Source organism: Streptomyces sp. NPDC026589 (assembly GCF_040638385.1).
Taxonomy (GTDB): Bacteria; Actinomycetota; Actinomycetes; order Streptomycetales; family Streptomycetaceae; genus Streptomyces.
The window spans coordinates 69,586-84,107 of sequence record NZ_JBEZYG010000009.1; the positions used below are offsets into that span (position 1 = coordinate 69,586).

Genomic DNA, 14,522 nt, shown 5'->3' on the forward strand with positions numbered 1-14,522 from the left:
GCGCCCTCGCGAGAGGTACGGCGGTGGGTCAGCCCTTCAGCCGAGCCATCCAGGCCTCGACCTCGTCCGCCTGGCGGGGCAGCGTGTCGGAGAGGTTCCGGTTGCCGTCCTCGGTGACGAGGATGTCGTCCTCGATCCGGACGCCGATGCCCCGGTACTCCTCGGGCACGGTCAGGTCGTCAGCCTGGAAGTACAGACCCGGCTCCACAGTCAGGCAGACTCCCGGCTCCAGGACGCCGTCGACGTACGCCTCGGTGCGCGCGACGGCGCAGTCGTGGACGTCCATGCCGAGCATGTGGCCCGTGCCGTGCAGGGTCCAGCGGCGCTGGAGGCCGAGCTCCAGGACCTTGTCCACGTCCAGGTCGCCGAGCAGGCCCCACGCGACGAGCTTCTCGGCGAGGACGCGCTGCGAGGCGTCATGGAAGTCGCGGAAGGTGGCACCGGGCTTCACGGCGGCGATGCCCGCCTCCTGGGCCTCGTACACCGCGTCGTAGATCTTGCGCTGGAGCGGCGAGAACGTGCCGTTGATCGGCAGGGTGCGCGTCACGTCGGCTGTGTAGAGGTCGTTGGTCTCCACGCCGGCGTCCAGGAGCAGCAGCTCGCCGGTGCGGACGTCGCCGTCGTTGCGGACCCAGTGCAGGGTGGTGGCGTGCGGACCGGCGGCGCAGATCGAGGCGTAGCCGATGTCGTTGCCCTCGATGCGGGCGCGCAGGAAGAAGGTGCCCTCGATGAAGCGCTCGCTGGTCGCCTCGGCCTTGTCCAGGCTCTTCACGACGTCCTCGAAGCCGCGCGCGGTGGCGTCGCAGGCCTTCTGCAGCTCGGCGATCTCGAAGGCGTCCTTCACCAGGCGGGCCTCGGAGAGGTAGACGCGCAGCTCCTCGTCGCGCTCCGCGGTGACCTTGTCGGTGAGGGCGGCCTCGACGGACGTGTCGTGGCCGCGCACGTTGCGGACCGGGCCGGTGGCCTCGGTCAGTACGGCGGTCAGCTCGCGGACGTCCTTCGCGGGGATGTTCAGCAGCTGCTCGGCCTCGGAGAGGGAGTTACGCCGGCCGACCCACAGCTCGCCCTGGCCGTCGAGCCAGAACTCGCCGTTCTCCCGGTTGGAGCGCGGCAGCAGGTAGAGGGTCGCCTCGTGGCCGCTGCCCGTCGGCTCCAGGACGAGCACGCCGTCCTGGGTCTGGTCTCCGGTGAGGTACGCGTACTCGGTGGAGGCGCGGAAGGCGTACTCGGTGTCGTTGGAGCGGGTCTTCAGGTTGCCCGCGGGGATGACCAGGCGCTCGCCGGGGAAGCGGGCGGAGAGCGCGGCGCGCCGGGCGGCGGTGTGCTCGGCCTGGGCGATCGGCTGGAGGCCGTGCAGCTCCGTGTCGGCCCAGCCGGACTTCATGTTCTCGGCGAGCTCGTCGGAGACGCCCGGGTACAGGCCGTTCTTCCGCTGCTTGACCGCTTCTGCTTCGTTCTCCTCGGTCTCCTGCTCCGGGTTCTCCGGGATGAGCTCCTCAGACACGATGTGTTTCTCCTTGAGTACGACACTGGACCATCACCCATCGTACGGGCGTACGGAAGGGGGCCCAGGGCCGAAGGACCTGTTACCGGAGACCGCCGCCGGATCGCTCGAAGGGGCCCGTCGGCGGCCGGCGCGGGCGGTCGGCCGGCGTGGGCGGTCGGCCGGCGTGGGCGGTCGGGCGGCGGGGACGGCCACGCGGCGTGGGCCGTCGGCCGACGTTTGGGCGGTCAGTCGAAGGGCGGTCAGTCGAAGTGGGCGGCGAGGATCACGACGTCCTCGGCGGAGTCGCTCCGGTCGAGGCCGTCGGGGAGCATCGTGCGCAGGACGTGATCGGCGACGGCCGCCGGATCGTGCCGGTCCGATCGCGGTACGGAGGCGGCTGCGGAGTGCAGCCGGGCGAAGGCGCGGTCCACGGCGTCCCCGGTGCGGCGCAGCAGCCCGTCCGTGTAGAGCAGCACCGTTTCACCGGGCGCCGGGCTGAACTCCACGCTCGGCGCCTCCCAGCAGGCGAGCATCCCCAGCGGGGCGGAGAGCGTGGTCTCGACGAACTCGCAGCGCCGCTCGCCGAGGACCAGGGGCGGGGTGTGCCCGGCCCCGGCCAGCACGACCTTGCGGGCGGCGGGCTCGCAGTAGGCGAAGAGGGCGGTCGCGGTCCGCGCGGGCTCGGTGAGCCGCAGCAGCAGTTCCAGGTCGGAGAGGACGGCGACGGGGTCCTCGCCCTCCATCACGGCGTACGCCCGCAGACTGGCGCGCAGCCGGCCCATTGCGGCCATGGCGCTCGGTCCGGACCCGCCGACGGAGCCGACGGCGAGCCCGAGCGCGCGGTCGGGCAGCGGCAGCGCGTCGTACCAGTCGCCGCCGCCCCGGGGGCCGGTGCGGCGCCGGGCGGCGAGCTGGACGCCGGGGATCCGGGGCAGCCGGCTGGGGAGCAGCTCCTCGGCGACGGCGGCGACGTCCGCGCGGGCGCGCTCCAGCTCGATCAGGCGGGCCAGGTGCTCGGTGGCGTAGCGCGCGTAGAGGCCGGCGAGGTGGCGCTGCTTCTGTGCGGGTTCGGCCGGTTCGTCGTAGAGCCAGACGGCCGCGCCGAGCCGGCCGGACGCCTCGGAGGCGAGCGGGAGGGCATAGCTGGCGGCGTAGCCGAGCCGGGTGGCGACCTCGCGGTGCCGGGGGTCCAGCTCCTCCTCGCCGAGCAGGTCGGGGCTGATGACCCCGTCGGCGGTGTCCGGCCGCCCGTCGAGGACCCGGCCGAGCGCGGTGGCCGCGCGCGGCACGGTCTCGATGTGGCCGAGCTCGGCGTGGCTGAGCCCGAGGCCGAGGGTGGCGGAGGGGCCTTCGCCGTTCGCCGGTTCCAGAACGAGAAGTCCGCGGCGGGCGCCGACGAGGGCGGCTCCGGCGTGCAGCAGCTCGTTCAGGGCGTCGTCGAGGGTGCTCGTCCCGGCCAGCCGCTCGGTGAGTTCGTGCAAGGTCGTGAGGTCCGATACCCAGCCCGCGAGCCGGTCCTGGATGAAGGCTCCCGGAGGTCCGGGGACCTCCGTCAGGGGAGCGGGAGTGTGCGTTGAAACCGAAACCTCTGGATCGATTCCAGCCACTTTCGGCAGGTGTGGGGCGCTCATGGCAGCCAGCTTTCCGACCGGTGTGATTCGTCGAATAGCATCGCAAACCCCCATGTGATTCTGCGCCACTATCAATGCATCCACATGTACACGCACAAGTAACCCGATGTCCAGCATTGTCCGGTCGAGCACCGGGTGATTCATGCTCTCCCAGTGTCGGTTAACTTGGCCAAAAAATGCACCCTATGAACACTATTTGCGATCGACTGGGGCTGCTCAACAGGGGCACCTCCGGGGTCAAGTCGCCGGAGGAGCGTCATTCCGGGCATGCTGGGTACGTAAACGGTGATGCGCGGGTGCGGTTGTGATCGCCCAGGAACCCGGCAACGGGTTCAGGCGTCCTTACCCGTGAAGGTGACGCACCCGCCCCGGACGGCGGGGTTCGCACCAGGGACGGCAGGCGAGGCGCATGCCGCCCTCGCCCAGCGATCGCCGGTCCGGCTCGACCCGCTCGGTTCGACCCGCACGACTCTGCCAGAGCAGCACGACTCCGCTCGGCCAGTCCGACCTGTTCGGTCGGTTCGGCCCCGTTCGGTTCGACTCCGCTCGACTCTGCTCGGTTCGGCTCTGTTCCACCCCAGATCGGTTCTATTCGGATCGGTTCCACTCGGCTCGGCTCGGCTCACGCTCGGTATCGGCGGCACGCCCGTACCGCGGAAGTGATGAGCACGTACGCACAGCGAAGAGATACGCACGTGGTGTCACACACGCGTGTGTCATGTGGACTCGGCGTTCAACGGAAAGGAACGAGCGCCCATGCGCGAGATCCTCGGAAGGCGACGCAGGCTCCGGCTCCGGCGCAAGGAGGGGGCCGCCCGGCTCGACGCGGCCCTGACGTGCGCCACCGTATGGCAGTGGCCCGTGCTCCCCGGAGTGGGGACGGCACAGGCCGGCCCGCGCGGCGAGAGCGGCGGCCTCGGCTGCGCCTGCCCCGAACCCGACTGCGCCGTACCGGGCGCACACCCCTTCGATCCCGGCCTGCTGGCGGCCACCACGGACGAGCGCATGGTGCGCTGGTGGTGGGCCCACCGCCCCACCGCCCCCGTGATGCTGGCGACCGGCGGCCGCGCGCCCTGCGCGGTGAGCCTGCCCGCCGTGGCCGGCGCCAGAGCACTCAGCGCCCTCGACGTCCTCGGCATGCGGCTCGGCCCCGTCGTGGCGACGCCCACCCGGTGGTCGCTGCTCGTGGCCCCGTACGGCCTGGAACGGCTCGGCGAACTGCTGTACGCGAAGGACTGGGTGCCCAGTTCGCTCCGATTCCACGGTGAGGGCGGCTATCTCGTCCTGCCGCCGTCCCGGACCGGCACGGGTCAGGTCCGTTGGGAGCGGCCCCCCGCGCCGGCGGCGACCTCCGCCGCCGCCCCGGTGTCCCACGGGTCGGCGAAGGGCGGGGCTCGCACGGTCGCGGCGCCCTGGCTCCCGGATGTGGAAGCGGTCCTGGACGCCCTGGTCGAGGCGAGCACCGGTGCCCCGGGCGGCGGTAGTCGGCTCGCCCACTGACCGGGGCGGGCGGAGACCGCGGCGCCCAGGAGGTGTCTCGCTCACGGTGTCTCGCTCACGGTGCCCGGCTCTCGGTGCCCGGCTCACTCGAACGGGTGTGGGCCGGGCCGGACCACCGGTAAACGGGTGGCGGGCGACCCGGCGGTGCGCATGGCGCCGATAGCGGCGCCCGGCGCCAGGAATTCCGCGCAGTCGCCAAGTGGGGCCACCATGCATCTCCGCGTGATCGGTCTCGCGGCTGCCGCCGTGTTCGCGCCTGGCTGGTTCAGCTGGTCGCTTTTGCGGATCCCGCCGTTGCTCCGGATGTCGTACAGGGTGTTCCGGCCTCATCCGATGCGCAATCACCTGGTGCCTCGCCAGAAAGCGAGCGCGCCTGGACGTCTGATGGCCTATCCGGAGAAATCATTCGTCCCTTCTCCGCAGTTGCTGAAATCGCCATCGAGAATGAGTACGGAAGCAGGATCCTTGCCCGAGTTTGATCGCGGGCATCTGCGAGCCGCCGCGCGCGTCCCCTCCTCGGGTGCGTCCCAGCCACGACGGCGGTGACGGAGTTCGTGGGAGCGGAACAGGCTCCGATGTGAGGGTTCCGACGTGCCGGGCCCAGTGCGCCGGGCGGGCTTCAGCGATGGCGCGGCCTCCGCGCCCGGGGGTGTCACAGGGCGGTCCGCAGCCGGAAACGAAGACGCCCGATCGCTGGCGACGGGGGATGCACCAGCGACCGGGCTTCTAGAACCGTAACAAGAGATCTGCCGTTCGCAAATTCGATCTCGCCTGTAAGGACGTCGATTTACTTACGAGTACGGCGAGTTGTGACGCGGGTCACCGTCTGCGGCGCCCTGCCGTCACCCTCAGCTGAGGGTCACCTGGCGGTTGGTGAGACCGCCCCGGGCGCGGCGTTCCTCGGCGGTGAGCGGGGCGTCGGACGCGAGCGCCGCCGCCAGTCGCTCGGCGAACTCGACGGCGGGCTTCTCGCACGCCTCGGCCCCCATCGAGCTGGGCAGGTCCCAGACGGGGACCACGAGTCCGTGCGCCCGGAACGACCCGACCAGGCGGGTGTCGTCGCCGAGCGAGGAGGTGCCGGCGGCGTGCAGCCGGGCGAGCGCGTCGAGGAGCTTCTCCTCGGGGTGCGGCATGACCCAGCGCAGGTGGTTCTTCTCCGGGGTCTCGCACCAGTACGCGGCGTCGACGCCGGTCAGCAGCGTCGTCGGGATCGCGGCGGCGTTCGCGCGCTCCAGCGAGGCGGACACCTCCGGCGTGGCGTTTTCCGCGTCCGGAACCCAGAACTCGAACCCGGAGTGCACGTTCGGCTCGAACACGGCGTCCGGGGCGAGGAGGTCCTGGAGGCGCGGGCCGTCGGCCGGCACGCGGCGTGCGGTGACGGGGGAGCCGGGCTCGGCCTCCAGGGCGCGCTGGAGGGTGTCCGCGAGGTCGCGGCTGAGGTCGCCGGACGAGGTGTCGTTCTGCAGGGCGAGCAGGACGGAACCGTCGTCCCGGCGCAGGGCCGGCCACGCCATCGGCAGGACCGTCGCGAGCGTCACCGACGGAACTCCCTCGGGCAGCCCGTCCTCAAGGGTCAGTTCGACCGTGGCGGCGGGCACCAGCTCGCGCAGCGCGACCCAGTCGCACTCGCCCGCGAGTCCCTCGAAGGGGCGGTGCACGAGCTCGGTCACGGCCTGGGCGGCGGCGCGTCCGTGACACGCCTTGTAACGGCGGCCCGATCCGCACGGGCAGGGCTCACGGGCCCCGACGACCGGGATCTCACCGTCCTTGAGCTGCTGCTTCCCGGCCTTGGACTGAGGGCGCTTCTTGGCCATGGTGGGCATTCTCCCGATTGCGACAGTGCGGACTCGGCGCGAGCCTAGCCGCCCGGGGAGCCCCGCTCGTCCGCCGTACGGGCTCGGCTCCCCGTCGTCGGCGCGCCGGGCCCCTGCCGTTGGTGCGCCGGGTCTCTGTGGTTCGTGCGCTCAGCCCACGTCGTCGAAGGCCTCGGAGAGGTCCAGCCCCTCGAACCCGGTGAGCCCACCGATGCCGTCGGCGTCGATGCCATGGGCTCTAGAGCCGTTGGCGCCGGTTCCGTTCGGGGCGGAGCCGTTGCCGCCGATTCCGGGCGGTTTCTTCGATGAGACCAGGGCCCAGACGGTGACTTCGCCGGACGATCCGTCCCGTACGCCCCATTCCTGGGCCAGGGCGCTGATGATGTTGAGACCTCGGCCGCCGCGTGCCGTCACCGAAGGGGTGGCCGGAATTGGGCGGGTCGGGCCGCCGCCGTCCGTGACCTCCACGGTGAGCGCGCCGGCGGTGTCCACCTGCCAGGCGGCGCGGATGTCCCCGTCGCCGACGTCGGTGTGCCGCCCCAGGGGCCTGCCGTGCCGGCAGGCGTTGCTGAGGAGTTCGGAAAGGATCAGAACAGCGTCGTCGACGACCGCGTCCGACACTCCGTTGCCGCGCAACTGTTCACGCATCCGGTGTCGTGCCTGTCCCACGCCGGCAGGGCCATGAGGAATGGCCATGCTCGACGACGCGGGCACTTCTTGTGCCACCACCAACGCCACCCCCGAGACCTCCTTTGCCCCACGCCACGGGTTGGATGCCCCACTGAGCTGCACCGGAAACCGGCCAATGCACTGCCGGTGACGCACTCGTAACGTTCGAACGCGCGCCGAGTGCGCCGGTGCACACCCCGTAACGGCCGAGGTCGGGGCCCTGATGGGCCCTCATTCGTACTAAAGGCGGCCCAGTTGGGACAGAACCTGTTTGGGGCGATTGGTGATGATCGCCTCGACGCCGAGTTCGGCGCACAGGTCGACATCGGCCGGTTCGTTCACGGTCCACACATGTACCCGGTGCCCCGCACGGTGCAGCCGCTCGATGTATCCGGGGTGGCTGCGCACGATCCGCATGCCCGGCCCCGCGATCCGGGCCCCGGCGGGTAGCCGCCCGTCGCGCATCCGGGGCGAGACGAACTGCATCAGGTAGACCGTCGGCAGCGTGGGCGCGGCGGCCTGGACGCGGTGGAGGGAGCGGGCGGAGAAGCTCATGACGCGGATGGGCGAGGGCCCGTCCGCGGGCGGAGCGGCCAGCCCGAAGCGCTTCAGGAGATGCAGCAGCCGCTCCTCGACCTGCCCCGCCCAGCGCGTGGGGTGTTTCGTCTCGATGGCCAGCTGTAGCGGCCGCCCGGTGGCCCGGACCTCGGTGAAGAGCTCCAGGAGTCGTTCCAGGGTGAGTACGGAGGTGAGCTCGCCCGGCGCCGGATCCCAGTCGGGCGACTCCTCGCGGTCCTTCCAGGAGCCGAAGTCGAGGGCGGCGAGGTCGGCGAGCTCCAGCGCCGACACGGCGCCGCGCCCGTTGGACGTACGGTTCACCCGCCGGTCGTGGACGCAGACGAGGTGGCCGTCGGCAGTGAGCCGGACATCGCATTCCAAGGCGTCGGCACCGTCCTCGATCGCCTTGCGGTAGGCGGCGAGGGTGTGCTCGGGGGCGTCGTCGGAGGCCCCGCGGTGGGCGATGACCTGGATGGAGGTGTGCGCGCTGTGCTGCCGTGCGTGGGTCACCCGCGCCATGGTGTCACCGCCGCGGGGAAGGCTGAGCACATGTCACCCTGGAGGTCTGTTTTGTCGGATGTAAAGATTGGTGTGCGGATGCACAGGTCCTGCTTACAGTGGCCCGACGTGTCGTGGGAAAAGCTGACCGCAGACACGTGCACAGCGGATTTCTTGCCGAACGCCGACTGGATGCCGAGTGGAACCGAGGAGTAAAGAGCTGTGAGCACCGAGAACGAGGGCAACGAGGGCAACGCGGTACCGGCCGTGCCGTCCGCACCTCCCGGGCCGGCCGCCACTCCCGAACCGGCGACCGACGGAGCCACGCGGCCGCCGGCCGAGGACCCGGCCCAGGACGTCGCGCACAAGACGGCGCACGATCCCGCGCATGACACCGCGCGCCTTCCCGTGCACGACACCGGAGCAGCGGAGGCGGCCCCCTACGCACCCGGCGCGCGGGCACCGGCACCGGGCACTCCGGCACCGGGGGCACCGGCGCACGCCGAGGCGCCGCGCCACGACCCCACGCACCAGGGCGCCCCGGCCTCCCCGGGCGCTCCGGCCACGCCCGCGTACGCCCAGGGCCCCCACCCGACGCCGTCCCATCCGCCGCAGCCGCCGCAGCACTCCCCGTACGGAGCGGCGCCCGGATACGGAGCGGAGCCCGGGCTCCCCCCGGGCGCCGCGTCCTGGCCGCCGCCTCCGCCCGCCGTCCCGTCGTACGCCGACGGGGGCGCCGGTCACGCGTCCGGCGGTATCGGCAACGGGAGCGGCCACGGCCCGGTCTGGGGCGCCCCGGTCCCGCCCGGCTCGGAGTCCCCGGGCAAAAAGAGCGGCCGGGGCCGCGGGAGCGGTCTGGTGGCGGCCGTGGCCGTCGCGGCCCTCGTCGCGGGCGGCATCGGCGGAGCCCTCGGCTTCTGGGCGGCCGACCGGAACGACGGCAACGGTGGCGGCTCGACCACCATCTCGGCGTCGGACACCCCGAGGGACCTGAAGCGCCCGGCGGGCACGGTGGCCGGGGTCGCGGCGAAGGCGCTTCCCAGCGTGGTCACCATCGACGCGCAGGGCGGCGAGGGCGAGGGCGGCACGGGCACGGGCTTCGTGTACGACAAGGAAGGCCACATCCTCACCAACAACCACGTGGTGGCGTCCGCCGCGGAGTCGGGCGAACTGTCGGCGACCTTCTCCGACGGCAAGAAGTACGCCGCCGAGGTGGTCGGCCGGGCCCAGGGCTACGACGTGGCCGTACTGAAGCTCAAGAACCCGCCCGCGGGCCTCGCCCCGCTGCCGCTGGGCAACTCGGAGGGTGTCGCGGTCGGCGACTCGACGATCGCGATCGGCGCGCCTTTCGGCCTCTCCAACACCGTCACGACGGGCATCATCAGCGCGAAGAACCGCCCGGTGGCGTCCGGGGACGGCTCCAGCAACAAGAACTCCTACATGAGCGCCCTGCAGACCGACGCGTCGATCAACCCGGGCAACTCCGGCGGCCCGCTGCTGGACGCGACGGGCGCGGTCATCGGCATCAACTCCGCGATCCAGTCGACCGGCGGCGGCCTCGGCCAGTCCCAGGCCGGCTCGATTGGCCTCGGCTTCGCGATCCCGATCAACCAGGCCAAGAACGTCGCCGAGCAGCTGATCAAGACCGGCAAGCCGGTCTACCCGGTGATCGGCGCGACGGTCACGATGGAGGAGAAGACGGGCGGCGCGGCCATCTCCGGCGAGGGAGCGGGCGGCACCCCCGCCGTCACCCCGAACGGCCCGGCGGCCAAGGCGGGCCTCAAGGCGGGCGACGTGATCACGAAGTTCAACGACACCGTGATCGACAGCGGCCCGACCCTGATCGGCGAGATCTGGACCCGCAAGCCGGGCGAGAAGGTGACCTTGACGTACGAGCGCGACGGCAAGACGGCCACGGCCGAAGTCACCCTGGGCCAGCGCGAGGGCGACAGCTGACCGGCTAGGCTGTCCCACGCGTCGAACCGGCCCCACGCGGGCCTGACGGCCCATCGGCTTGCACAGCGACCGGGCCGCCGACGCGAGGTGGGTTGCCCGAGCGGCCTAAGGGAACGGTCTTGAAAACCGTCGTCGCAGCGATGTGACCGTGGGTTCAAATCCCACACCCACCGCAGGCGAGAGGCCCCTGACCAGAACGTATGGTCGGGGGCCTTTGCCATGTCCGTTGCCCGCCGGGCACCACTGGTCCCCCTGGTTTCCCGCTCTGTCGTGTGGTTATGCCGCCATTCGGGTTCCGCGGCGCCAGACGGCACGGGTGTTGAGGGTGTCGCTGATGTTGCTGGTCGGGTCGCCGTCGACCAGTAGGAGGTCGGCGCGGAGGCCCTCGGCGATGCGGCCCCGGTCGCTCAGGCGGAAGCGGCGGGCCGTGGTTGCCGTGGCCGCGCGCAGGGCTCGTGCGGGTGTGAGGCCGGCTGTCACCAGGTACTGCAGTTCGTGGTGCAGGCTCGCTCCGTGGGCCAGGCCCCCGAAGAACGTCTCGGGCATGGAGACGTCGGTTCCGGCGAGCACGTCGACACCGGCAGCGTCCAGTGCGCGCACGGTGTCGTACACGTCGTCGAGCTTGCCCTGCGGGTAGCGGTCATAGCTGGAGCGCAGGGTCCGGTCCCAGTCGGCGTCGAGGCGTGCGGCGACCCGGGGGTCGTCGGCGAGTTCGCTGCCGGTGATCCCCATCATCGAGGCGTTGAGAGTGATGCAGGGGATGACGAACATGCCCGTGTCCTTGATCAGGCTGATGATCTCGGCGGTGTGCGGTTGGTCCATGAACACGTGGGTCACGCCGTCGATGCCGGCTTCGGCGGCCGTCCTGGTGGCCTCCACGGTCAGCGCGTGGGCCACGGTCAGGGCGCCGTACTTCTTGGCTTCGGCGACACCGGCGTGCAAGGTGGCCCGGTCGAGCGTGGGCAGCCCGGGGTGCCCCTCTACGCTGCCGTCGTCGATCATGAACTTGATGAAGTCGGACCCCCGGGCGAGCAGCTGCGGCACGAAGGCGGCGGCCTCCTCGGGTGTGGTGGAGAACGGCATCAGGGGCATGACCGGGGGAAGGTCCCACTTGGGCCGAAACCCTTCGGGCATCAGCTCGCTCGGGTGACCGCCGGGCGGTGTGATGGCGAAGCCGGAGGAGCGCACGTCAGCCTGTGTGTCGTCGTCGGTGATGGCCCCCCGGTTCTCCCGGGTGTTCATTCCCTGCATCTCCAGTTCGGTCGTCACCCCGAACCGCAGGGCGAGCGCCAGGGAGCCCGGGGCGGAGTGGACGTGGGCGTCGATGAGTCCCGGCAGCAGTGTGGCGCCGCTCCCGTCGACGATCTCGCTGCCCTCGGGAGCGTCGCCACCGACACGGGCGATCCTCCCGCCGTCGATGACCACGGTCCGCACGCCGACCGCCTTCTCCCCGTCGAAGATCTGCGCGTTGGTGATCGCGGTGAGCGCCATGGCGGTCCGCCTCTTTTCCTGGCTCGTTCAAGATTTACATACCTAATGCTATGGACTTATTGAATGGTATGCAAATGTGCCGGCCGGGCCTAAACTCGGCACATGACCAGCACCTCCTCCTCCGAGCACCCCCCCGACGACCGGACGCTGGATCAGATCGGCCCGGCGCTGTCCCGTCTGCGGCGACGCGCACCGGCAACGGGCAAGGATCTCTCCCGCAACCTCGTGCTCAACGTCATCGCCGACGCGCCGGGCGAGACGACCGTCGGCGGGCTTGCCACCGAGATGGGTGTCGCGCAGCCGGTCGCCAGCCGAACCGTCGCCGCGTGCATAGCGGACGGGCTGCTGCGGCGGGCGGCATCCCAGTCCGACGGGCGCCGCACCGTGCTCGAACTCACCGAGCACGGCGAGGCCGAACGCAACCGCTTCGCCGTCGAACAGCGAGAAGCGTTCCTGGAGATCACTGTCGCTTGGTCACCGGAGGAGCGAACCCAGTTCGCACGGCTCCTGACTCGATACGGAGTCGATGCCACCGCCTGGTCCAGGAAAAAGACCGCAAGCCGCGATTGAACGGGCAGCGACCCGAGACCAGCCACGGCCAGGAACTCAGGTGCCGATGCGCTGACGCCCTGACCAGTACGTATGGTCGGGGGCCTTTGCTATACCCGTTCCCCGCCGGGCACGGAAGGGACACGCGGGGGGCATGGCTGGGGCACGGCTCTTGAGCTGCCGGGGCAGCTCGTCAGTGGCTGATGATGACTGCTCCGCTGGAGTCCGGAAGCACCACCGCCGGGCAGCGCAGGAGAAGAACCGCCTCACCTGGGAGCGCGGTCGGCTGGTTCCTGTTCGGGGCATTGACGTTGGCGCATAGGGTCCTGGCCATGGGGGACGGGAAGACTCGCAAGTGCGTCTGGTGCGAGAAGCAATTCACGCGGCGTTCGCTTTGGCGGGCGAAGCGCTACTGCAAGCGGTGGCACCAATGCGTGCACTACGGCGCGATACTGGTGGGCTCCTTGTTCTCCTGAACGATCAGGAGGTCTTGAGAACCGTCGTCGCAGCGATGTGATCGTGGGTTCAAAGGCCGTACCCACCGCCAGGTGCGCCCCCGACCAGGAGAATTCGGTCGGGGGCCTTACGCGTGTGCGTCGTCCGTCGGGGCATCAAAGGGGGTGCTCCCCCGGGGTACCGCGCCGTAGCGTGGCCGGATGTTCGATTATCTGGAGATCGGTGTGCTGCCGCGAGGGCGCCGGTTCCGGCCCACTCTGCGGATTCTGGTCAATGGCGAGGACGTGGTGGCGGGCGCGGTCGGTGAAGGAGGCAGGGGGCCGCTCGTCGACGATGCGCTGCCGGCCGGCGGCCCCGGTCTGCTGTGGGCGACCGGCGAGGCTCGGCGGGTGGGGTTGGGGGAGCCGGAGTGTTCGGGAGGGTGCTGCGGGTATCTGACCGTGGTCGTTCAGCGTCTCGGGGGCATCGTGCAGTGGTCCGACTGGGAGGTCCCGTACAAGGAGGACGCTCCGCTGGAGTTCCACTTCGACGCCGAGCAGTACGACGCGGAACTGGCCCGTACGGAAGGTGAGGCCGGGGCAGCCCGGTGACGCGCAGGGTCGGAGCGGCCGGGCGGCGGCGGTCCGGGGCACTCCACCGGGACCGGTCCGAGCGGTGGTCACTCCGCCGGGGACGGGTCCGAGCGGTCTCACTCCCCCGGTACGGGTCCGAGCGCGCCCAGGACGGCGGGTGCGTCCTTCTTCCGTGTGACGACGAGGACCGGTACGCCGTTGTCCTCGCACTCCACGACCACCGCCCGGCCGTCGTAGTCGGGACGGCCCGCGGGGTCCGTCAGGTAGGGCGGGCGGACGCGGAGCGGGGTCAGGGTGCGCGGGGCGGCCTTGCGGTGGAAGGCGCCCGTGGGGTCGGGAGTCGTGGCCAGGACGCCGGGGCCCGCGACCAAGTAGCCTGCCTGGCCCGCGTACGGGACCTCGCCCATGATCAGGCCGGGGAAGCGCGCCTCCTCGGTCAGCGCGGACGGCTCCAGCGCGATCGTGTCGTCGCCGCGATGGCGCCGGTGCAGGAACGGGGCGATCAGGGCGCAGAGCCCCAGGACCACCCCGCAGGCCACGCCGGTCAGTTGCAGAGCGTCGCCGATGTCGTCGCTGTTCCAGGCAGCCATCGCGCCGAACAGAGTCAGGAACGTGCCGCCGGTGACCGTCAGGCCGACCTGCCAGGGGAACGCCCGGGGCGAGCGCCTGCTGCTCCAGGATGTCGCGGCCGCGGCCGTCAGGAGCATCGCCCCGAACATGCCGAGGAGCAGACCGATGGCGAGGGGAAGTCGGAAGGACTCGCGTGGGTCCGCGTTCGTGTAGTGGCGGTCCGGCCCGAAGTCGACGTACCGGATCTGGTCCTGCCAGTACGTGACGTCGATGCTCGCTCCCGGACGGGCGGCCGGAAGCCGTTCCAGGTTGCTCTCGATCCGGGTGCGGGTGGACGTTCCGTCGGCCTCGGTGAGGTACAGCCAGTACGTCGGCGTCTTGTGCCCGGGCTCCTTCTCGGTGCGGTCGAGCACCGCGGCGACCGACCGCAGGCAGTCGGAATCCGCCCCACCGGGGGCCGTGCACGCGGGCGCGGCGGTGAAGGCGCGCTCGTCGTCCCGGGCGTCCGGCGTGGTGAGGAGCAGCAGCCAGGCCGCCACCAGGGAGAACAGGGCGCCCGCTGCCAGGTAGGCGGGTGTCGACCCTCGGCGGGCGGGCGCTGCCTCATGGTTGGGTGTCGGGGTCACCTCCGCATCCTGTGCCGGTGAGAGCGGAAGCGATATGAGTGATGTCCGCATGTTCTGAGGCTGCTTCCTGCCGGGATTCGGCAGTGGGCGGGAGTCGCTGGCCCGGCGGCGGGGAGTCGCCGGCCCCTCTCTCGGCGAGAACCTCG

11 protein-coding genes and 1 tRNA gene are annotated in these 14,522 nt (G+C 71.2%); 5 read left to right on the forward strand and 7 right to left on the reverse strand.

The window, feature by feature from the left end; translation table 11 throughout:
* Nucleotides 1-28: 28 nt before the first annotated feature.
* The gene (locus AB0F29_RS17290; RefSeq protein WP_361872855.1) at nucleotides 29-1,504 is read right to left on the reverse strand and encodes an aminopeptidase P family protein; all 1,476 of its coding nucleotides are present in this window, start codon (nucleotides 1,502-1,504) and stop codon (nucleotides 29-31) included.
* A gap of 242 nt (nucleotides 1,505-1,746) precedes the next feature.
* Complete coding sequence (locus AB0F29_RS17295) at nucleotides 1,747-3,234, reverse strand: PP2C family protein-serine/threonine phosphatase (protein WP_361873258.1); 1,488 nt, start codon at nucleotides 3,232-3,234, stop codon at nucleotides 1,747-1,749.
* 639 nt (nucleotides 3,235-3,873) lie between these two features.
* Between AB0F29_RS17295 and AB0F29_RS17300 the strand changes: the two genes are divergently transcribed.
* Entirely contained in the window at nucleotides 3,874-4,617 is a 744-nt protein-coding gene (locus AB0F29_RS17300; RefSeq protein WP_361872858.1) for a bifunctional DNA primase/polymerase, read from the forward strand.
* Between the two features lie 848 nt (nucleotides 4,618-5,465).
* Here AB0F29_RS17300 and AB0F29_RS17305 read toward each other — a convergent pair.
* The 3 genes from AB0F29_RS17305 to AB0F29_RS17315 all read right to left on the reverse strand — a co-directional run bounded on the left by AB0F29_RS17305 (nucleotide 5,466) and on the right by AB0F29_RS17315 (nucleotide 8,177).
* A complete protein-coding gene (locus tag AB0F29_RS17305) occupies nucleotides 5,466-6,431 on the reverse strand; it encodes a DUF5926 family protein (RefSeq protein ID WP_361872860.1) in 966 nt (321 codons plus the stop codon).
* Nucleotides 6,432-6,581: 150 nt separating this feature from the next.
* Nucleotides 6,582-7,256 (reverse strand): ATP-binding protein, encoded by a 675-nt coding sequence (locus AB0F29_RS17310; RefSeq protein ID WP_361872862.1) that lies wholly within the window; start codon nucleotides 7,254-7,256, stop codon nucleotides 6,582-6,584.
* Nucleotides 7,257-7,340: 84 nt separating this feature from the next.
* Entirely contained in the window at nucleotides 7,341-8,177 is an 837-nt protein-coding gene (locus tag AB0F29_RS17315; RefSeq protein ID WP_361873260.1) for a glycerophosphodiester phosphodiesterase, read from the reverse strand.
* A 201-nt stretch (nucleotides 8,178-8,378) separates the two neighbouring features.
* On the opposite strand from AB0F29_RS17315, the gene AB0F29_RS17320 reads away from it, so the two are divergent.
* Together AB0F29_RS17320 and AB0F29_RS17325 are read left to right on the forward strand one after the other, a co-directional pair.
* The gene (locus AB0F29_RS17320; protein ID WP_361872865.1) at nucleotides 8,379-10,112 is read left to right on the forward strand and encodes a trypsin-like peptidase domain-containing protein; all 1,734 of its coding nucleotides are present in this window, start codon (nucleotides 8,379-8,381) and stop codon (nucleotides 10,110-10,112) included.
* A gap of 86 nt (nucleotides 10,113-10,198) precedes the next feature.
* Nucleotides 10,199-10,285, forward strand: a tRNA-Ser gene (locus tag AB0F29_RS17325).
* A gap of 103 nt (nucleotides 10,286-10,388) precedes the next feature.
* Here AB0F29_RS17325 and AB0F29_RS17330 read toward each other — a convergent pair.
* The gene (locus tag AB0F29_RS17330; protein WP_361872868.1) at nucleotides 10,389-11,603 is read right to left on the reverse strand and encodes an amidohydrolase family protein; all 1,215 of its coding nucleotides are present in this window, start codon (nucleotides 11,601-11,603) and stop codon (nucleotides 10,389-10,391) included.
* 102 nt (nucleotides 11,604-11,705) lie between these two features.
* On the opposite strand from AB0F29_RS17330, the gene AB0F29_RS17335 reads away from it, so the two are divergent.
* Nucleotides 11,706-12,173 carry a MarR family winged helix-turn-helix transcriptional regulator gene (locus tag AB0F29_RS17335; RefSeq protein WP_361872870.1) on the forward strand — a complete coding sequence of 156 codons (468 nt, stop codon included), beginning with the start codon at nucleotides 11,706-11,708 and terminating at the stop codon, nucleotides 12,171-12,173.
* Nucleotides 12,174-12,808: 635 nt separating this feature from the next.
* On the forward strand, nucleotides 12,809-13,198 hold the full coding sequence (locus AB0F29_RS17340; RefSeq protein WP_361872873.1) for a hypothetical protein: 390 nt from the start codon (nucleotides 12,809-12,811) through the stop codon (nucleotides 13,196-13,198).
* A 98-nt stretch (nucleotides 13,199-13,296) separates the two neighbouring features.
* On the opposite strand, the gene AB0F29_RS17345 is transcribed toward AB0F29_RS17340, so the two are convergent.
* Nucleotides 13,297-14,376 carry a hypothetical protein gene (locus AB0F29_RS17345; RefSeq protein WP_361872876.1) on the reverse strand — a complete coding sequence of 360 codons (1,080 nt, stop codon included), beginning with the start codon at nucleotides 14,374-14,376 and terminating at the stop codon, nucleotides 13,297-13,299.
* Between the last annotated feature and the right edge of the window lie 146 nt (nucleotides 14,377-14,522).